General features: G+C 58.8%; 20 protein-coding genes and 1 riboswitch. Of the genes, 10 read left to right on the top strand and 10 right to left on the bottom strand.

Going from position 1 to position 19243, the window contains the following annotated elements; genetic code table 11:
- Positions 1 to 2: 2 nt before the first annotated feature.
- The 7 genes from RCH91_RS01495 to RCH91_RS01465 all read right to left on the bottom strand — a co-directional run bounded on the left by RCH91_RS01495 (position 3) and on the right by RCH91_RS01465 (position 6634).
- Positions 3 to 1532 carry a glutamate synthase-related protein gene (locus RCH91_RS01495; RefSeq protein WP_306532750.1) on the bottom strand — a complete coding sequence of 510 codons (1530 nt, stop codon included), beginning with the start codon at positions 1530 to 1532 and terminating at the stop codon, positions 3 to 5.
- Positions 1533 to 1840: 308 nt separating this feature from the next.
- Complete coding sequence (locus RCH91_RS01490) at positions 1841 to 2830, bottom strand: PilZ-like domain-containing protein (protein ID WP_306532749.1); 990 nt, start codon at positions 2828 to 2830, stop codon at positions 1841 to 1843.
- Between the two features lie 16 nt (positions 2831 to 2846).
- Positions 2847 to 3041 carry a DUF1858 domain-containing protein gene (locus tag RCH91_RS01485; protein ID WP_306532748.1) on the bottom strand — a complete coding sequence of 65 codons (195 nt, stop codon included), beginning with the start codon at positions 3039 to 3041 and terminating at the stop codon, positions 2847 to 2849.
- A gap of 199 nt (positions 3042 to 3240) precedes the next feature.
- The gene (locus tag RCH91_RS01480; protein WP_306532747.1) at positions 3241 to 4440 is read right to left on the bottom strand and encodes a pyridoxal phosphate-dependent aminotransferase; all 1200 of its coding nucleotides are present in this window, start codon (positions 4438 to 4440) and stop codon (positions 3241 to 3243) included.
- Between the two features lie 52 nt (positions 4441 to 4492).
- The gene (gene coaD / locus RCH91_RS01475; protein ID WP_306532746.1) at positions 4493 to 4984 is read right to left on the bottom strand and encodes a pantetheine-phosphate adenylyltransferase; all 492 of its coding nucleotides are present in this window, start codon (positions 4982 to 4984) and stop codon (positions 4493 to 4495) included.
- Positions 4977 to 5552, bottom strand: a complete 576-nt coding sequence (rsmD, locus tag RCH91_RS01470) for a 16S rRNA (guanine(966)-N(2))-methyltransferase RsmD (RefSeq protein WP_306532745.1) — start codon at positions 5550 to 5552, stop codon at positions 4977 to 4979. The genes coaD and rsmD overlap by 8 nt, the downstream gene beginning before the upstream one ends.
- Positions 5549 to 6634, bottom strand: a complete 1086-nt coding sequence (locus RCH91_RS01465; protein ID WP_306532744.1) for a class II fructose-bisphosphate aldolase — start codon at positions 6632 to 6634, stop codon at positions 5549 to 5551. The genes rsmD and RCH91_RS01465 overlap by 4 nt, the downstream gene beginning before the upstream one ends.
- Positions 6635 to 6787: 153 nt before the next feature.
- On the opposite strand from RCH91_RS01465, the gene RCH91_RS01460 reads away from it, so the two are divergent.
- The gene (locus RCH91_RS01460) at positions 6788 to 7945 is read left to right on the top strand and encodes a deoxyguanosinetriphosphate triphosphohydrolase (RefSeq protein ID WP_306532743.1); all 1158 of its coding nucleotides are present in this window, start codon (positions 6788 to 6790) and stop codon (positions 7943 to 7945) included.
- Positions 7946 to 8054: 109 nt separating this feature from the next.
- A riboswitch (cyclic di-GMP riboswitch) is annotated at positions 8055 to 8131 on the top strand.
- A gap of 94 nt (positions 8132 to 8225) precedes the next feature.
- Positions 8226 to 8774 (top strand): hypothetical protein, encoded by a 549-nt coding sequence (locus RCH91_RS01455; RefSeq protein ID WP_306532742.1) that lies wholly within the window; start codon positions 8226 to 8228, stop codon positions 8772 to 8774.
- Positions 8775 to 8866: 92 nt separating this feature from the next.
- Here RCH91_RS01455 and yhbY read toward each other — a convergent pair whose 3' ends face one another.
- From yhbY to RCH91_RS01440, 3 genes are all read right to left on the bottom strand, one after another.
- The gene (gene yhbY, locus RCH91_RS01450; RefSeq protein WP_306532741.1) at positions 8867 to 9163 is read right to left on the bottom strand and encodes a ribosome assembly RNA-binding protein YhbY; all 297 of its coding nucleotides are present in this window, start codon (positions 9161 to 9163) and stop codon (positions 8867 to 8869) included.
- Between the two features lie 72 nt (positions 9164 to 9235).
- Positions 9236 to 9550, bottom strand: a complete 315-nt coding sequence (locus RCH91_RS01445) for an Hpt domain-containing protein (RefSeq protein ID WP_306532740.1) — start codon at positions 9548 to 9550, stop codon at positions 9236 to 9238.
- A 13-nt stretch (positions 9551 to 9563) separates the two neighbouring features.
- Positions 9564 to 10826 (bottom strand): ATP-binding protein, encoded by a 1263-nt coding sequence (locus tag RCH91_RS01440; RefSeq protein WP_306532739.1) that lies wholly within the window; start codon positions 10824 to 10826, stop codon positions 9564 to 9566.
- A 288-nt stretch (positions 10827 to 11114) separates the two neighbouring features.
- Between RCH91_RS01440 and lepA the strand changes: the two genes are divergently transcribed.
- The 8 genes from lepA to RCH91_RS01400 all read left to right on the top strand — a co-directional run bounded on the left by lepA (position 11115) and on the right by RCH91_RS01400 (position 19218).
- Positions 11115 to 12914, top strand: a complete 1800-nt coding sequence (gene lepA, locus RCH91_RS01435; RefSeq protein ID WP_306532738.1) for a translation elongation factor 4 — start codon at positions 11115 to 11117, stop codon at positions 12912 to 12914.
- Positions 12915 to 12944: 30 nt separating this feature from the next.
- A complete protein-coding gene (gene lepB / locus RCH91_RS01430; protein WP_306532737.1) occupies positions 12945 to 13625 on the top strand; it encodes a signal peptidase I in 681 nt (226 codons plus the stop codon).
- 225 nt (positions 13626 to 13850) lie between these two features.
- Positions 13851 to 14387, top strand: coding sequence for a bifunctional pyr operon transcriptional regulator/uracil phosphoribosyltransferase PyrR (gene pyrR, locus RCH91_RS01425; protein WP_306532736.1), 537 nt, complete (start codon positions 13851 to 13853; stop codon positions 14385 to 14387).
- 80 nt (positions 14388 to 14467) lie between these two features.
- Positions 14468 to 15403 carry an aspartate carbamoyltransferase catalytic subunit gene (locus RCH91_RS01420; protein ID WP_306532735.1) on the top strand — a complete coding sequence of 312 codons (936 nt, stop codon included), beginning with the start codon at positions 14468 to 14470 and terminating at the stop codon, positions 15401 to 15403.
- Positions 15404 to 15489: 86 nt separating this feature from the next.
- Positions 15490 to 16767, top strand: a complete 1278-nt coding sequence (locus tag RCH91_RS01415; RefSeq protein WP_306532734.1) for a dihydroorotase — start codon at positions 15490 to 15492, stop codon at positions 16765 to 16767.
- A gap of 60 nt (positions 16768 to 16827) precedes the next feature.
- Positions 16828 to 17946, top strand: a complete 1119-nt coding sequence (carA, locus tag RCH91_RS01410) for a glutamine-hydrolyzing carbamoyl-phosphate synthase small subunit (protein WP_306532733.1) — start codon at positions 16828 to 16830, stop codon at positions 17944 to 17946.
- A 38-nt stretch (positions 17947 to 17984) separates the two neighbouring features.
- Positions 17985 to 18887 carry a radical SAM protein gene (locus tag RCH91_RS01405; RefSeq protein WP_306532732.1) on the top strand — a complete coding sequence of 301 codons (903 nt, stop codon included), beginning with the start codon at positions 17985 to 17987 and terminating at the stop codon, positions 18885 to 18887.
- Between the two features lies 1 nt (position 18888).
- A complete protein-coding gene (locus RCH91_RS01400; RefSeq protein ID WP_214185313.1) occupies positions 18889 to 19218 on the top strand; it encodes a DMT family protein in 330 nt (109 codons plus the stop codon).
- Positions 19219 to 19243 lie beyond the last annotated feature (25 nt).

Below are 19243 nucleotides of genomic sequence, written 5' to 3'. Positions count from 1 at the left end.
CCTTATTCTCCAGCGGGCATGACGCCCAGGATGTTCATGTCCTTTTCGGTGAGTCCCAGTGCCCGGAGCTTGTAGCGGTTGCCCCGCAGCGATTCCAGGGCGTTGAGCCCCATGCCGCCGAGGATTTCCTTCATCTCGTGGCCCCAGGCGTGGACCAGGTTCACCAGTCGCTCGGCGCCCAGTTCAGGGTTGAGGCGTTTGGCGAGGTAGGGGTTGTTGGTGGTGATCCCCCAAGGGCACTTTCCGGTGTAGCAGCGCTGGCAGAGGGTGCAGCCCATGGCAAGGAGGGTCGAGGTTCCCATGTTGATGGCGTCGGCCCCCAGTGCGATTGCCTTGATGGCATCACCCGAAGAACGGACCCCGCCCCCTACTACGATGGAGACCTGGTTCCGGATTCCTTCGTCGCGAAGCCGCGCATCCACTGCCGCCAGGGCCAGCTCCATGGGGATGCCGACGTTGTCGCGGATCACCTGGGGCGCTGCGCCGGTCCCCCCCCGGAAGCCGTCGATCGTGATGATGTCGGCGCCGGCCCGGGCCACACCCGAGGCGATGGCAGCCACGTGGTGAACTGCCGCGATCTTTACTGATACCGGCTTCGTGTAGTTGGTTGCTTCCTTGAGGGCGAAGATCAGTTGGCGAAGGTCCTCAATGGAGTAGATGTCGTGGTGGGGCGCCGGCGAGATGGCGTCCGCCCCCACAGGTATCATCCGGGTCTCCGAGATCTGGTCGTTGACCTTCTCTCCCGGCAGGTGGCCGCCGATTCCCGGCTTGGCCCCTTGGCCCACCTTGATCTCGATGGCCACGCCGGCGTTCAGATATGCTTCGCTCACGCCGAAGCGGCCCGAAGCCACCTGAACCATGACGTTGCTGCCGTACTGGTAGAGGTCCTTGTGGAGCCCCCCCTCGCCGGTGTTGTAGAGGGTGCCCAGTTCTGTGGCGGCCATGGCCATGGCCTTGTGGGCATTGAGGTTGAGTGCCCCGTAGCTCATGGCGGAGAAAATGAAAGGATACTCCATCTTGATCTGGGGGGTGAGCTTCGTGGCGAGCTTGGGCTTGCCGGTTTGCTCGTCACGGACCACTTCGATGGAGTGGGGCTTCTTTCCCAGATAGGTCCTCAACTCCATCGGTTCCCGGAGCGGATCTATGGAAGGGTTGGTCACCTGGGAGGCGTCCAGCAGCATGTGATCCCAGTAGATGGGATACTTGGCCGGGTTCCCCATGGCCGCCAGCAGAATACCGCCAGTGTCGGCTTGGGCGTAGAGGTTGCGGATGTGGCTGTTGGACCACGACTCGTTCCGCTTGAACACCTCTTGATTTTCCCTGATCGTGATGGCACCGGTGGGGCAGAGGGCCGAACAGCGGCGGCAGCCGATGCAGAGGGTGTTGTCCTCGGTCAAGGCGTCGGCGGTATCCACATAGGAGTGGACTTCGTAGGCGCACTGGCGGACACAGACCTTGCAGCGGATACATGTTGCATCGTTGCGGTCGATGATGAATTCGTTGAACGATTCCGTTACTGATTTGTAGAGCACCGTGGGACCTCCTGAAAGCGGCTGCGCGAGCGTGTGGTACTCTCGTGCCTCGTGGCTCAAGTCTAATACAATAGGCGTACCAGTTTGGAGAGCTGGTTGACGATAAGTGGCAACAGCTTGAAAACATTGCACAATATGCAGATGAACCTGTTTTTGAGGGGAGGATTACGTTGTATACGTCGCGGGGGGCTGTCTGCTGAGGGTGGCGTTGAGTAGGAATCTGCTCAAATCGAATACATTAAGTGCTCAGTATTTGCCGGGAGGATGGCGGGGTTCGCAATCGGTTACGTTCAGAGGTTTCGGAGCGGTCAGCGCCAGGGCATGAGTTTGCGATACTTCTGTATTTCCCGCTCGAAGGTCTGTTCGATCTCTCCCTTGGGACTGTTTAGCCGGGAAAGGACCAGTGCCGCGGCAATGGCGGCAACTATAAGGACTATGCCGATGACGAGGACTATCCGTTGCACATTCTTCTGCCGGGAGTAGGCTTCGTAGTCGAGGGACGAGATGCTGACGCTTCCTTGATGGGAGCGAAGACGTGCAAGCTGCTCGCGCGAGATGAATCTGATGACGGCGTCGCGATCCCGTTCATCGATACAGGTGAACCGGAGTGCGGTGCTGAAGAGGGGGGCGTCCCCTTCCCGGGTATGCAAAGGGGACACCTGGACAACCTCACCCACGATCGGCACCGTCTTGAGCGTTTCGAGCTGAAGGTAGAGTTCCATGGGGACCAGGGCGGCGGTCGGGAGTTCCTCGTGGATCCTGATCCTGATTCCCGAACCGCTCAGGTTGGCCGCCAGGGGGGAGGCGCTCGCCGGTTCATCGAGGGGGAGGTGCTCGCTCCCCTGGTTAAGGGGAAGGGCGCCCTCAGCGGGGTGGGGCGAAGAATAACGTCGTGCGTGCCATTGCTCTCTGATCTGTTCAGGGGAAGTGTCGGGCTCCAGCCGGTAGCGGATTGGAATGTAGGTCTCTATCCGGTAAAATTCCCGCATTTCGTCGGGGATCACGTTGCCGATGAGCCGAACGTTCAGAAGCGTCCCGTCCCATTCCTCGACGATGATGGCACGACAGCAGTGGGCGCTCCCTTCCTTCCCCCCCCGGATGTCGATTGTTGTGCCGGTTTCGGTCTTGACGTTTTCGGGCAGAATGTCCCGCGAAAGTTGAAGTTTGACCAGGTCCTCATCCATCATGGAAATAATCGCCCCGTCGCTGAAGGGCTCTTCCTGGGCACGGGGAAAGCGAACCTCCACCCGGAGTCCGATGCCGAAGTATTTCTGGTAGTCGGAGAACTCTTCTTTCATGCTACCTTTCATGGTTTCACGGTGCGATGACTTCGTTGAGCTCCTTAAGGAGTTTTTCCAGGTCGGTTTTGTGGACGCCGGCACCGTGCTCCAGTTCCTCGTAATCGGCCACCTGGCACTCATAACAGTCGAGGCCGTACTTTTCGAAGACTTTCAGGGTCTGGGGGTAGGTACGGATGATGTCGCCGATGGTCATAGTTTTGGTGATCATCGCCTTTCTCCTTTGCGGGCTATGCTGCTCTGACTGGTGTACCGAGAAAACCCCATGCCTAACTCATCGGCAGGTTGGACGGATGCTTTAGGGTAACGCGGCGCCGGGTGGGTAAGAAAAAAGGCGAGGTACCTGGGTAATCCTCGCCTTCTTCCGTTGAGGGTAGCAAAACATCCCTCGCTTGCAATGGGTCAGCCTGTTATTTCAGGTTTTTGATGGCCTCTTCGATCCGGTCGATCCCCTTCTTGATGGTCTCCATGCTGGTGGCGTAGGAGAGTCGGGCGTAGCGGTCGTCACCAAAGGCAACGCCGGGAACCAGGGCAACCTTGGCGTCCTCCAGCAGGTAGGCGGCGAATTCGGTGGAATTCTCGATCTTCTTCCCGGCCGGGGTGGTCTTGCCGTAGACGCCGGAGAAGTTCGGGAAGGCGTAGAAGGCGCCGGTGGACTTGAAGCAGGAGACGCCGGGGATGGCGTTCAGTCGGTCGACGATGTAGGTGCGCCGCTTCTCGAATTCCTTTACCATCTCGGCCACCGCGTCCTGGGGACCGTTCAGTGCCTCGACGGAGGCCTTCTGGGAGATGGAGGTGGCGTTGGAGGTGGACTGGGACTGCATCTTGGTCATGGCTCCCATGAGCTCCTTGGGGCCGCAGGCGTAGCCGATCCGCCATCCGGTCATGGAGTAGGCCTTGGAAACGCCGTTCACGATGATGGTGCGGTCCTTCAGTTCGGGGCAGGCCATGGGGATGTTGCAGAACTCCAGGCCGTCATAGAGGAGCTTCTCGTAGATATCGTCGGAGACGATCAGGACGTGCGGGTGTTTGAGCAGAACGGCGGCCAGGGCCTTCAGTTCGTCCTTCGTGTAGGTGGAGCCGGTCGGGTTGCAGGGGGAGTTGAGGATCACGTACCGGGTTTTCGGGGTGATTGCCTTCTCCAGTTGGTCCGGAGTGATCTTGAAGCCGGTGGATTCGTCGGTCATGATAAAGACCGACGTCCCGCCGGCGAGAACGACCTGATCGGGATAGGAGACCCAATAGGGGCCCGGGATGATGACCTCATCACCCTCCTGGATCAGGGCTTGGGAGATGTTGTAGAGGGTGTGCTTGGCGCCGCAGGCAACGGAGATCTCGTCGCGGGTGTACTCAATGCCATGGTCACGCTTCATTTTGGCGATGATGGCGTCCTTCAGGTCGTCGGCGCCCCCAACCGGCATGTATTTGGTGAAACCTGCGTCGATGGCTTTCTTACCAGCTTCCTTGATGTTTGCGGGGGTGTCGAAGTCGGGCTCGCCGGCACCGAAGCCGACGACATCCACTCCCTGGGCCTTCAATGCCTTCGCCTTGGCGTCGATGGACAGGGTAGGGGACGGCTGGATCTTGTTGACGCGGTCTGCAAGTTTCATTGTTCCCTCCTTTGGGGTTATGGCAGAGGCTCCAGTGGAGCGTCCGCTCTAGCTATTCCGTTTTTGAAAATTTATCCCTGAGGGCCTCCCGCACCAGGGGCGGAACCAGACCCTCTATGGGTCCGTTCAGGGAACTGACTTCCTTGACGATGGATGACGACAGGTAACCGTAAGGGACTGATGTCATCATGAAAAGTGTTTCAACATCCTGAGAGATGCTCCGATTCATCTGGGCGATCTGAAATTCATACTCGAAATCCGAGATGGCTCGCAGTCCCCGAATGATGACCGTCGCATTCTGAGAGAGGACGTAATCTACCAGAAGGCCGTCGAAAGTGTCAACCCTCGCCCTGACGTTGTCCGCCAGCACCCGCTGGATCATGTCGACCCGTTCATCGATGGTGAAGAGGGAGTTCTTGGCCGAGTTGCGGGCCACAGCTACGATGATTTCGTCGAAAATTCTGAGCCCCCGGTCGATGATGTCCAGGTGGCCGTAGGTGATGGGGTCGAAGGAACCGGGGTAGACGGCGACTTTTCTAGGCATGGTCGTCAGGTATCCCTTTCTGGAAGAATGTGAGGGCGGTGTCGCCGTAAACTCTCCGGTCGAACTGTCTCAACGGACCGAATCCTTCGGGGAGTTCTTCGCCCGAATCCGATTCTGCCACGATGATCGTACTCCCGGTGACACACGGTGATGCTGCCAGTTTTTCGAGGATATTTTCCGCCAGCCCCAGGCGATAGGGAGGGTCGAGAAAAATGATGTGAAAGGGACTTTCTCCCGCGAGCAGCTGAAGTGCCGCCGCAGCTTCTGTTACGACCACCCGGCTCCGGTCGGCGAGGCCAAGCTGAGTCAGGTTCTGCCTGATAACGGCGGCTGACTCCCGGTGGCTGTCGACAAAGACTGCCTCGCTGCAGCCCCGGCTCAGGGCTTCGATGCCGAGGTTTCCTGTTCCGGCAAAGATGTCGAGAATTTTCAGTCCTTCTAAGTTCCCCAGAAGTGAGGTAAGGATGCTAAAAAGGGCTTCCTTTACCCGGTCTGCAGTGGGGCGGACCCGTTCTCCCCGGGGGGAGGCAAGCCGGCGTCCCCGGGCGCTTCCGCCGATGACTCTCACGGGGCATTCCCGATGGCAGCAGCGAGCCGGGAGGCACTCCCCTTGGCGTGAAAGGCCTGGAGAAATTCCCTGGCTTCACGGTAAGCCATGTCGTGAATCTGCTTTGCATTTTCTTCGGGGATGGAATCTATTTCGGCCTTAAAGATTTTTGTGGCGAACTTTATGTCCCTGCCGTTGTCCCTTGCCCAGTGGCGCATGGCGTCCATGAGATCGAGTGGGAGCCCCGCGTGGGCCACATTCTGCCAGAGGGTACCGATGTTCCCCTTGCGGATACCGTAGTCGGCGAGCTTGCCCACGAGTCGCAACGGCGTTCCGGTAATGCCGTGCTGGACGAGCCCCGAGAGGCCGTGGCGCACGGCAGCCTCGAAGATCGCCTTGGTCCGGTCGAGATCAATTCTGACCATCTCACCGTCCAGGTAGTTTCCCCGCTTGGAGCCGTTGTCGATGGCAAGGAGTTGAGGCTGGATCCCTTTTGCCGCAAGGCCCGACAGAAATTCATCGGTCTCTTCGACGGTGGTCAGGTTTGACTCCACGCCAGGAGGTCGTACTTCTCCCAGCTCAACTTCGAGGCCGTACCCCTCATCCTCCACGGTGGCTGCCAGTTCGGCGGTGATCCGGATGTTGTCGGGCAGAGGATTGAAGGATGCGTCGATGGCAAAGGAGGTATAACCGGCCTCAATCTGGGACTGGATGAGGAGCCGGGCGCTCTCCTGTTCTTCGGGTGAGGTGTTCTGGACGGTTGTATGGTCGCCGTGGATGATGAACGGCTTCGTGAAGCCGAACCGTTCGGCATATTCCATAACCGTATCGACGAAAAGCTGCGGGGTCTGCCCGGTGTAGCCGCCGTCAATTCCCCCCTCGGTTCGGGTGAGCTCGAATGCGACCACGGCGTCGAGCTCCTCGGCAGCCTTCATGATGCCGGGAATAACGTGTCTTATCCGTGGGTTGCAGGCCATGAGGATGAGTTTTTCGTTCTTGAGGGCGCTGAACAGGTCGCGGCCATTGAGGAGGCAGACGCCCGATTGTGGGCCAAGTTTCTTTCTGACTCTTTCGGGGACCAGTTCCAGGAGTTTAGTTGACATGGTATGGTTTTACAACTCCTTGCCGCAAAGCGAATATTCTTAAAAAAGGCTCAGAAATCTAACATGATACGTTGTGAGGAGTCAAGGATATCTTTTCGCGGTTGACACTCCCGGGAAGCGACATTAGAGTTGGGCGCAACAGGGGGAGGAAATATGGCAGACGGCATTGACGGACGTTCCCTGGAGCGGACTGACCTGGCGGGCTACGCGGCGCGAAGCGCCGAATCCCGTGGCAGGCGGCACCCGGAGGTCTTTCGCGACCACCGGCCCGCCTTCGAGCGGGACCGGGACCGGATTATCCACTGTGCAGCATTCCGCAGGCTTGAGTACAAAACACAGGTGTTTGTCAATCACGAGGGGGACTACTACCGCACCCGGCTCACCCATTCCCTGGAGGTGGCCCAGATCGGCAAGGCGATTGCCCGGCGCCTTGGGCTGAACGAGGAGCTGACAGAGGCCCTGGCCCTGGCACACGACCTGGGGCATACACCATTCGGCCACACGGGGGAGGAGGTCCTGAACCGCTTGATGGAGGGGTTCGGCGGCTTCGAGCATAACCTCCAGTCGTTCCGGGTGGTGGATCAGTTGGAGGAGCGCTATCCCGACTTCAACGGCCTTAATCTCTCCTGGGAGGTGCTGGAGGGGATTGTCAAACATTCGTCCCCCTATGATCGGCCGGTAGGGGTGATTGACGGATTCCTTCCCGGTGTGGTACCGACCATCGAGGCCCAGATCATCAACTATGCCGATGAGATCGCTTACAACAATCACGATATCGACGACGGCCTCAAGTCAGGCTTCATAACTCTTGATCAGCTCCATGGGGTGGAGCTCTGGCGGGAGGTTTACGAGGGGATCGGGAGCGCCTATCCGGAGATCGACCCTGAGCGGCGGAAGTTCCAGACCATCAGCGCCCTCATCGGGCTCTTCATCAAGGACCTGACCGTCACCACGCTGGAGAACGTGCGACGGCTGAATATTTCCACCCTTGACGATCTGCGGAGGGGCAACCGCCCCGTGGTGGCGTTCAGTCCGGCTGTAGCGGAAAAAAACCGTAAGCTCAAGCGGTTTCTCTTTGAAAACCTCTACCGGCACTACAGGGTTGAGCGGATGCGGGTGAAGGCAGAACGCTACCTCTCCCAACTCTTTGAATCCTATGTGAAACATTCTACGCTCCTACCACGCAAGTATCAGAATAAGATGGATATTCTGGGGCGGGAGCGGGTCGTCTGCGACTATATCGCTGGCATGACAGACCGCTTCGCCCTTGACGAATTCAAGCGGCTCTTCGAGCCCTATGAAAGAGTGTGAACGGAGGGGAGGAGTGTGCCGGCAAGACACGTGATTACGGGATGGTATGGCTAAATCCTTGACTTGCCGCCGGTATTGGGTTATTAACGGTGAAAAAATGCTGCTTGATAGACGATAATACTTAACCATCCGTGAGGATGGGGCGGAAAGCCTACAGGGTCTCACGCAGACAGCCGGGTTGCCGAAATATCATTTTTAATGGTGCGGTCCCGGCTTTTTTATATCCTGTCCCCTTGAGTGGTGCAATCGTCAAGGGAATTTTATCGAGAATGGAGAGTCTATGAAGAAGTTTCTTGCAGCTGTTCCCCTGGTGTTGGCGGTGGTGTCGCCGGTACTCGCTGCGTCCGACGTCGGCTTTGACGTGAACATCAATGTCGGCAACCAGCCAAGAGTGGTAATTCCGTCGCCGCAGCCAGTGTTGGTTTCGGCGCCTCCGCGGGTGGTGATCGAGGAACCGCCGGTCTTTATCACCCCACCGCGTCTCGGGTTTTACGTCGGGGTGGATATCCCCTATGACATTTTCTACATCTCCGGCCGCTACTACCTCTGGCAGGACAATTACTGGTACCGGGCACCCCACTACCGGGGACCGTGGGCTGTGGTTCAGTACAAGAGCCTCCCCCCGGGGCTCCGCAAGCATAAGCTGGAGCGGATCCGTTACTACCGCGACGACGAATACCGGGTTTACCGCAGTGACCACGACCACTACCGCGGGAAGCGCTTCAAGCCGGAAAAAGAGTATAAGGAGCGCCGCAAAGCGGATAAGCGGCGATACAAGGATGAGCACAAGCACCGTGGCAAGGGTAAAGGACACGGGCACGACGACTGATTCCCGAAGCCGGCAGACCAATACATAGAGCAATAAACGAGAAAAGCCCGGAGCGATCCGGGCTTTTCTCGTCTGGTAAGGTTCTGGGTGGTCTACTTTTCCTTGGGGAGCTCCAGTTTCGGTTCAGTGGCCTTACGGTAAAGAAGAAAAGTCCGACCGAGCACTTGGGCCACCTCGGCGCCGCAGGCGCGGGCCAGTTCATCGGCCACTTCGTGGCGGTCCATGATGCAGCTTTCGAGGATCTTCACTTTGATGAGTTCGTGGTGCTCGAGGGCTTCGACGGTTTCGCGGACAAGGGGTTCGGAGACTTCCCCTTTGCCGACGGTGATTACGGGATTGAGGCTGTGCCCCAGCCCCCGGAGAAAGCGTTTTTGTTTTCCGGTCAGCATGTTTATTCCTTTGCGTGTGGTGGTCAGGCTGCCGGACGTATAGCACGAATCATGGGGGAAGGCAACGCAACGCTACTCGCAGACAGGCTCGACTCTCTCCAGATAGGCGATCAGCCGGTTTATGAATCGCTCTATGGAAGGCCAGTTACTGCGCGCAGCCGCTTTTTCCAGCCGCTCGCCGATGAGGCTCACGGCGTCGAACCCGAACGAGCGTCCCGCCCCCTTGAGATTGTGGGCTATGGTGCGGATCAGGGACGAATCTTCGTGGGCCAGGGCATCTTGAAGGGAAGCGACATCTTGCCACCGGTGATCGAGGAAGACGGGAACGATGTCGATCAGTTCCGGGTCCACCTTGATTCTGACAGGTTTCCGCTTGCGTTGGGTCATGGGGGATCTTCGGTTACTGCTGTGCCATTTCGTTGATCGTTTGCAGCAGAATCTCCTTTCTGATCGGCTTGGAGAGATGCGTCGTACAGCCCGCTTCCCGTGTCTTCAGGAAATCACGTCGCTCGGCGCTGGCCGTGAGTGCGATAACGGGCACCGGCGTTCGGCCATGCTGTTGCTCCCATTCCCTGATCTTCCTGGTGGCCGAAAAGCCATCCATGACCGGCATCTGTATGTCCATAAGCACGAGGTCGTAGTCGCCCGCCATGAATTTCTTCAGCGCCTCTTCGCCGTTGTGGGCCATGTCGACAGCGTGGCTGGTAGTTCCGAGGAACGCACTGAGAAGCATCCGTATGTCCGCGGCATCCTCTGCCAGGAGAATCCGGAGGCTCCGTTCCTGCGGATTGGCGGCCTGTCTCCGTTCGGTGTCGGGGGAAACGGGGAGACCCGGGGAGCATAGTCGGGCGGTGAATACGAAACAGGTCCCTTTCCCTTCCTTGCTCATAACCCGAATTGTTCCGCCCATCATGCTGACGATGCCCTTGGCGATGGCCAGTCCGAGCCCTGTTCCTCCGTAGGTGCGGGAGGTGGCGGACGAGACTTGAGCGTATCTCTCGAAGATTTCATCGAGTTTTTCGCCGGGAATTCCTACCCCCGTATCCTGAATGGTGAACCGGAGGGGGACTTCCGTGGTGGAGTCGGATGGGGACGGGTCAGGGTCCCGTTCGACCGTGAGGGTGATTTTCCCCTCGTCGGTAAACTTTACGGCGTTGCCGGCCAGGTTGAGAATAACCTGTTGGAGTCGCTTCGGATCGCCGACAAGCCGAGCAGGAACATCGGACGCCACGCTATACTCGAGTACGAGCCCTTTTCTGCCGGCCTGCCAGGCTATGAGTTTTGCGGTTGTGTCGATGAATTCACGGAACGGAAACTCGATCTGTTCCAGGTGGAGCCGTCCTGCTTCGAGCCGTGAGTTGTCGAGCAGGTCGTTGACGAGGGAGAGGAGGAATTCTGCAGCATGGTGAAAGGCGTTCAGGTATTCAGTTTGAGCCTGGTCGAGAGGAGTTTCGCGGAGAAGTTCAACGGCGCCAGTCAGAAGCTGTATCTGGGAACGGATTTCGTGACTCACCTGGGCAAGGAGCTCTCCCTTGGTGTGGCAGGCCGCTTCGGCTGTCGCCTTTGCTCGCTTGAGTTCCCGCTCGGCGTTTTTCCGTTCGGCCAACTCAGCCCGCAATTCGTCAACAAGCCGCTCCAGCTCGGCAATTCGTTCGGTCTCCATTGCGCATGTCGGTCCAGTCGGGGCCACGGTCGTTATTCCTGTCGGCGAACGCAAGGGAATAGGTAACAGACCACCCTCTTGTTTCAGAGTGTCGCGGATACTGTTACGATAATGAAATATGGTCTGTTGGACTGTATACCACAGCTCTGCGGGCTCGGCAATCGCATAAGTGGGATTAAATTAATGCTGGAATCCTCATCAGGGGCTTTCCGGAGAATCTCCTTTACAAAAACAGGCTCTTTCGGCTATTGTTCCCCGGTTACACTCAAGCATACGAACAAGGTGTCTATGAAGATCGAAAACATCCGGAATTTCTCGATAATTGCCCACATTGACCACGGTAAGTCCACCCTTGCCGATCGGCTTCTGGAGTACACCGGCGCCCTGTCCGAGCGAGAGAAGCAGGATCAGTTCCTCGACAAGATGGACCTGGAGCGGGAGCGGGGGATTACCATCAAGGCCCAGACCGTCCGCCTGATCTATCGGGCTGACGACGGGAAGGACTACGTCCTGAACCTTATCGATACCCCAGGGCACGTGGATTTCACCTACGAGGTTTCCCGGTCCCTGGCTGCCTGCGAGGGGGGGCTGCTGGTGGTTGATGCATCCCAGGGGGTCGAGGCCCAGACCCTTGCCAATGTCTACCTGGCCATCGACACCAATCTTGAGGTCTTCCCGGTCCTGAACAAAATCGATCTGCCGGCGGCTGATCCGGAGCGGGTCAAACACGAGATCGAGGAGATCATCGGCATTGACGCCCACGACGCGGTACTCGCCAGCGCCAAGGAGGGGATCGGCACCCGGGAGATACTGGAAGAGATTGTCAAGAAGATACCGCCGCCGGAGGGAGACCCGGCCGCGCCGCTCAAGGCGCTGCTCTTCGATTCGTGGTACGACCAGTATCAGGGAGTCATCATCCTGGTGCGGCTCATCGACGGTACCCTGAAAAAGGGGGAGAAGATCCAGCTCGTCTCCACCGGGCGCAGCTATGAGGCCCTCAAGGTCGGCGTCTTCGCCCCGGTCATGCGCGAGGTGCCCCAGCTGTCGGCGGGAGAGGTCGGTTTCCTTATCGCCGGCATCAAGGATGTTGCCGATGCCAAGATCGGCGACACCGTAACCCATACCCACAGGCCCTGCATAACTCCCCTCGGCGGTTTCAAGGAAGTGAAGCCGATGGTCTTTTCGGGGCTGTACCCCATCGATACGTCACAGTACGAGCAGCTTCGCGACGCACTCGCCAAGCTCAAGCTCAATGACTCCTCTTTTTCCTACGAGCCGGAAACCTCCCTGGCGTTGGGTTTCGGCTTCCGGTGCGGCTTTCTGGGGCTTCTTCACATGGAGATCATCCAGGAGCGGCTGGAAAGGGAGTTCAACCTCGACCTGATCACCACCGCTCCGACGGTCGTTTACAGGGTCCATCGGCTCAAGGGGGACGTGATCTCCATCGAGAGCGCCAATCAGCTACCCCCCACCCAGGAAATCGACTACGTGGAGGAGCCGTTCATCTTGGCGTCCATTCACACTCCCAACGAGTTCGTCGGCGGGATCCTGGCTCTGTGCGAGGAGAAGCGCGGGGTTCAACGGGAGATTAAATACCTGACTCAGACGCGGGTTATGATTATCTACGAACTCCCCCTGAACGAGGTGGTGCTGGACTTCTACGACCGGCTCAAATCCATTACCAAGGGATATGCGTCTCTCGATTACGAGCATCTGGACTACCGCCGCAGCGAACTCGTGCGGATGAATATCATGATCAACGGCGAAGTGGTCGACGCCCTTTCCCTCATCATCCACCGGGACAAGGCCTATTTCCGGGGCCGGGACCTCGTCTCCAAGATGAAGGAGCTGATTCCCCGCCAGATGTTCGAAGTGGCGATCCAGGCGGCCATCGGCACCAAGGTCATTGCCCGGGAAACCGTCAAGGCCCTGCGCAAGGATGTTCTTGCCAAGTGCTACGGCGGCGACATAACGCGCAAGCGCAAGCTCCTTGAGAAGCAGAAGGAAGGGAAGAAACGGATGAAGAACGTGGGGAACGTGGAGCTGCCCCAGGAGGCTTTCCTCGCCATTCTCAAGGTGGAAGAGTAGGTAGCGAACGTTCACCGAAAAGGAACCGCAATGGACTACAAGGACACGCAGAATCGATCGAACGGCGTCATGGGTGAAGGCACGGCGACAGAGGAGCAGCAGGTAAAGAAAAAGCATATTGTCCGGGAGTATGCCGAGTCGATTATCATCGCCGTCATCCTTGCCCTCATCATCCGGACGTTCGTGGTGCAGGCATTCAAGATCCCCTCCGGCTCCATGGAGGATACCCTGGCCATTGGCGACCACATCCTCGTCAGCAAGTTCATCTACGGCACCAAGATTCCTTTTACCGACATGAAAATTGCTCCGATCCGACAGCCGAAGTGTGGCGACGTCATTGTCTTCGAATATCCCGAAGATCCGAGCAAGGACTTCATCAAGCGCGTCATCGGGGTCCCCGGTGACGAGATCAAAGTATACATGAAGAAGGTCTATGTGAACGGGAAGCATTATCAGATCCCCCAGGAGGTCCACAAGGAGAACGATATCATTCCCACGGCCCAGAACCCGAGGGACAATTTCGGTCCCGTCACGGTGCCGGCGGGTTCCTATTTTGTCATGGGCGACAACCGGGACCGCTCCTACGACAGCCGCTTCTGGGGATTTGTGAAAAGCGAGCAGATCAAGGGACTTGCCTTCATCAAATACTGGTCGTGGGATCGCGATAACTTCCGTGTCCGCTGGAAGAGTATCGGTGATCTGATTCACTGAAATTGACCTTGACACTCTCCTTGACGGGGTGATAAACTTCCGAAAATTTTGCAGACACACACAAACTTTACCTTTTAAATTAACCCCGTGAGGTTAGAAAAGGTGCTGATGACAGACTCGTACCAGACAGTCTTACTGAGCCTTTTCGCGTTGTGCGGAAGGGCTCTTTTCGTGCCTGTTGACGGAGTTGCCGACAGGACCCAGCGAGCGGAAAGGAGGGACGAAGTGGCTGAAGAGAAGACGACCATACTTGACGGGGTTGGAGTAAAGCGGGCTCTTACCCGGATTGCCCACGAAATCCTCGAACGGAACAAGGGGGTTGCCGATCTGGTCCTCATTGGGATCAGGACCGGCGGTGTCCATCTGGCCCGGGAACTGTCGGCGCGGCTGGAGGAGATCGAGGGGGGAAAGGTGTCAGTGGGGGAGGTTGACATCACCCTCTACCGCGATGATTTCAAGGGACACGCCATCCACCTGCCGGTGGGGAAGACCGATATCCCGTTCACCATGGAAAAGAAGAAGGTGATCCTCGTGGATGATGTGCTTTTTACCGGCCGGACCATCCGCGCTGCCATGGATGCCATCATGGACCACGGCCGGCCCGACAGCATCCAGCTGGCGGTCCTTATCGACCGGGGACACCGGGAGCTCCCCATCCGGGCCGACTTTGTGGGGCGCAATGTACCCACGAGCCGCCGGGAGAAGATCACGGTCCAGTTCGATGCCGATGCCAAGCCGGTGGAAGTGGTCCTGGAGAAGTGATTGTCTGAGGGCAGCCGCCGGCGGTTGCCTTTGCCGGGGCAGGCACGGGGCCTGGCCCTACACCACCACGGGGGGACGCGATGGGATTCAAGCACAAGGACATCATAGCGCTGAAAGACCTCACCAAGGATGAGATTGAACTGCTGATCTCGACCGCCGAAAACATGCGGGAGATCAACAGCCGCGATATCAAGAAGGTGCCGACCCTGCGCGGCAAGACTATCATCAACCTTTTCTACGAGTCATCGACCCGTACCCGTACTTCATTCGAGATCGCGGGAAAGCGGCTGTCGGCCGATACCGTCAATATCACCGCCTCCACGAGTTCGGCTACCAAGGGGGAGACGCTCCTCGATACGGCCCGGAACCTGGAAGCCATGAAACCGGATATCGTCGTCATGCGCCACGCCGTGTCGGGCTCCCACTACTTCCTGGGCAAGCGGCTTTCCTGCTCCATCATCAATGCCGGCGACGGCGCCCACGAGCACCCTTCCCAGGGGCTCCTCGATATGTTGACCATTAAGGACCGCTACGGTCGGCTCGACGGGCTCAAGGTGGCCATTGTCGGCGACATTACCCATAGTCGGGTGGCCCGGTCCGACATCTCCGGCCTCACCAAGATGGGGTCCCACATGTACCTGGCTGGCCCCCCCACCATGATGCCGCCGGGGGTGGAGCGGCTCGGCAACGTCACCGTCTGCGGCACTATGAAAGAGGCGATCCAAGACGCCGACGTGATCATAATGCTCCGCATTCAGCAGGAGCGGCAGGGGAAAACCCTCATTCCCAACACGCGGGAGTATTCCCGCTATTACGGTCTTAACCCTGAAAACCTCAAGTGGGCGAAGCCCGACGCGATGGTCATGCACCCCGGACCCATCAACCGCGGGGTGGAGCTCTCCTCCTACGTGGCAGACGGCGCCAATTCCCACGTTCTCAAGCAGGTGGAAAACGGCGTGGCGGTGCGGATGGCGATGCTCTACCACGTGAGTGGCGGAACGCTGGCAACTGAATGATCCCATTATTGTGGGGGCGAATCTCGTATTCGCCCGTTTGCAGGCGATCACAAGGATCGCCCCTACACCAGAACGCGAGGTGACCAATGAATCTTTTGATACAGGGAGGGCGGGTGATCGACCCGTCCCAGGGAATTGATGAAACGCTCGACATACTCGTTGAGAATGGGATCGTCAAGGAGTTGGGCAAGGGGTTGACGGCACCCCCGGAAACCGAGACGATCGACGCTTCCGGCCTGATCGTCACGCCGGGGCTCATCGACATGCACGTCCACCTGCGTGACCCGGGCCTCGAGTACAAGGAAGATATAGTTTCCGGGACCAGGGCTGCTGCGGCCGGCGGGTTCACATCGGTGGCCTGCATGCCCAACACCAAGCCGGTGAACGACAACAAGGCGGTGACCACTTACATTATCGCCAAGGCCAAGGCCGAAGGGGTGGTCAACGTTTTCCCGGTGGGTTCAATCACCCAGGGGTCTCACGGCGAGCGCCTCTCCGAAATGGGCGAGCTGAAGGAATCTGGCTGCGTGGCCGTCTCCGACGACGGGCGGCCGGTGACGAGCTCCGAGCTCATGCGCCGTGCCCTGGAGTATGCCAAGGGGATGGGTATTATGGTCATCTCCCACGCTGAGGACCTGTCGCTGGTGGGTGCGGGAGTCATGAACGAGGGGTTCGTTTCCACCGAGCTGGGACTGAAGGGGATCCCGTGGGCCGCCGAGGACGCGGCAACTGCCCGTGACGTCTACCTGGCCGAGTTCACCGATTCTCCGCTCCACATCGCCCACGTTTCCACCAGGGGGTCGCTTCGCATCATCCGCAATGCCAAGGCCCGCGGCGTGAAAGTCACCTGCGAGACCGCACCCCACTATTTCAGCCTCACCGACGAGGCGGTGCGGGGGTACGACACCAATGCCAAGATGAACCCGCCGCTTCGCACGGCCGACGACGTGGCCGCGGTAAAGGAGGCCCTGAAGGATGGCACCATTGATGCCATTGCCACCGACCACGCTCCCCACCACCTGGACGAGAAGGATGTGGAGTTCAACGAGGCCCTGAACGGCATCATCGGCCTGGAAACATCTTTGCCGCTCTCCCTCAAACTGGTGGAAGAGGGGGTATTGACCCTTCCAGCGCTGGTGGAGAAGATGTCATACAACCCGGCAAAAATACTCGGCATTGACCGCGGAACCCTGAAGCCTGGAACCGTTGCTGATATTACCGTCATTGATCCGAATGCCACGTGGATGGTGGAGGCCGACAAGCTCGCCAGCAAGTCCAAGAACTCCCCCTTTCTCGGATGGGAGATGAAGGGAGCCGCGGCTTTCACTATTGTTTCCGGCAAGGTTGCGTTTAAACGTGGTTAACCCATTACGGGTGACACATTCATTGCCCCAACATATTGTATTTGACATAGGAGTATGTTCATGAAAGCTGTCCTAGCGCTCGCCGACGGGCGCATCTTTGAAGGAAAATCGTTCGGTGCCACCGGCGAGTCAACCGGCGAGGTGGTTTTCAACACCGCCATGACCGGCTACCAGGAGGTTCTGACCGACCCTTCCTACAAGGGGCAGATGGTCACCATGACCTACACCCAGATGGGCAACACCGGCATCAACCCGGAGGATATCGAGAGCAGGCAGCTCTACCTCTCGGGGTTCATCGTCAAGGAGTACCACGACTGCTACTCCAACTGGCGGGCAACCATGAGCCTCGACGCCTATCTGAAGGAGAACGGCGTGGTGGGCATTCAGGGGCTCGATACCCGGGCGCTCACCCGGCATCTGCGGGACAAGGGTGCCCAGAACGGGATCATTTCCACCGTCGATTTCGACCACGAGAGCCTCGTGAGAAAGGCCCGGGCCGTGCCGAGCATGGCGGGCCTCGATCTCGCCTCTGGCGTCACCTGCGATAAGCCCTACCACTGGACCGAGAAGCTCTGGGACCTGGAGGAGGGGTACACCGCCGCGAAATCTGAAGAACTCAAATACAAGGTGGTGGCCTACGACTTCGGCATCAAGTACAACATCCTCCGCTGCCTCGTCTCGGCTGGCTGCGACGTGACTGTGGTTCCTGCCACCTTCCCGGCGGATGAGGCCCTGGCCATGAATCCGGACGGCATCTTCCTCAGCAACGGCCCCGGTGACCCGGAGCCCATGACCGCCGTCATCGAGAACATCAAAAAGTTTGTGGGCAAGAAGCCGATCTTCGGCATCTGTCTCGGCCACCAGCTCCTGGGCCTCGCACTGGGCGGCAAGACCATGAAGCTCAAGTTCGGCAACCATGGCTCCAACCTGCCGGTCATGGATATGGAGACCCGTCGGGTTGAGATTACCGCCCAGAACCATGGCTTTTCGGTGGACATCGAGTCTCTCGGCCACGCCTGCGAGCTGGCCCACGAGAACCTGAACGACGAGACCGTGGAGGGGATGAAGCACAGGTCTCTCCCCATCTTCTCGGTCCAGCACCACCCGGAGGCATCGCCCGGCCCCCACGACTCCCACTACCTGTTCGGGCGGTTCGTGGAGCTGATGGAGAAGGAATAATGCGTAGTGGCGAATTTGGTATTCGCCCGTGAAGGACCATGCGGTACATCGATCTTTATCAATCAGGCGAATTGCTGAAACGGGTCAAGGCAGCCTATGCGCGGCTGCGCTCCTGCGACCTCTGCCCCCACGACTGCCGGGTGAACCGGCTGGCCGGCGAGATCGGTGCATGCCGGGCGGGGTGGCTGCCGCGGATTGCATCGGCCAATGTTCATCACGGAGAGGAACCCCCAATCTCCGGGACTCGGGGATCGGGGACCATCTTCCTCTCCTGGTGCAGCCTCCACTGCCGGTTCTGCCAGAACTTCCCCATCAGCCAGCAGGGGAACGGGACGGACCTGACCACGCGGGAACTGGCGGAGCGGATGCTCGGGCTTCAGAAGCGCGGGGTGCATAACATCAACTTCGTCACTCCGACCCACTTCCTGCCGCAGATACTGGCGGCGCTCTGGCTGGCGATTCCCCGCGGGTTCCGGCTTCCCATCGTCTGGAACTCCAGCGGTTACGAGAAGGTGGATGCCCTCCGGCTCCTGGATGGTGTCGTGGACATCTACCTGCCGGACATGAAGTATGTGGCTGAAGAACCTGCGGTCCAGTTTTCATCAGCTTCCGGCTACCGGGAGATGAACCGGGGGGCAGTTGCCGAGATGCTTCGCCAGGTGGGGCATCTTGAGCTGGACGATGAGGGAGTCGCGGTGCGCGGCCTTATCATCCGCCACCTGGTGCTGCCCGATGGGGCGGCCGGGAGCGGCGAGACCCTTCGCTGGATCGCCGCGAACCTGGGGACTGAGACCCACATTGCCCTGATGAACCAGTTCTTCCCGGCCCACCGGGCCGCCGAGACGCCGGGGATTCACCGCAAGATCACCGACGAGGAGTACGACGAGGCTGTGGAGGCCCTGGAAGAGGCGGGACTGGAGAACGGCTGGGTGCAGGATTAGCATGAGAACGATTGTTTTGCTGGCGCTGTCCAATGTATTCATGACATTCGCCTGGTACGCGCACCTGAAGAACCTGAAGGCGGCCCCGTGGTACATCGCGGTGGCGGTGAGCTGGGGGATCGCCTTCTTCGAGTACCTGATCCAGGTTCCCGCCAACCGGATAGGGTACGGCACTTTCAGCCTGGGGCAGCTCAAGATCATGCAGGAGGTCATAACGCTTGCGGTCTTCGTCCCCTTCGCGGTCTACTACATGGGACAGCCCCTGAAGCTGGACTACCTCTGGGCCGGCTGCTGCCTGGCCGGTGCGGTCTTCTTCATCTTTCGAGGATAAATTCATTCTTTAACGACGATACATC

Origin of the sequence: Geobacter sp., assembly GCF_030834625.1 — a bacterium.
Taxonomy (GTDB): Bacteria; Desulfobacterota; Desulfuromonadia; order Geobacterales; family Geobacteraceae; genus Geobacter.
The sequence above is the reverse complement of the archived record's forward strand: the minus strand, read 5'-3'. Positions and strand labels throughout refer to the sequence as shown.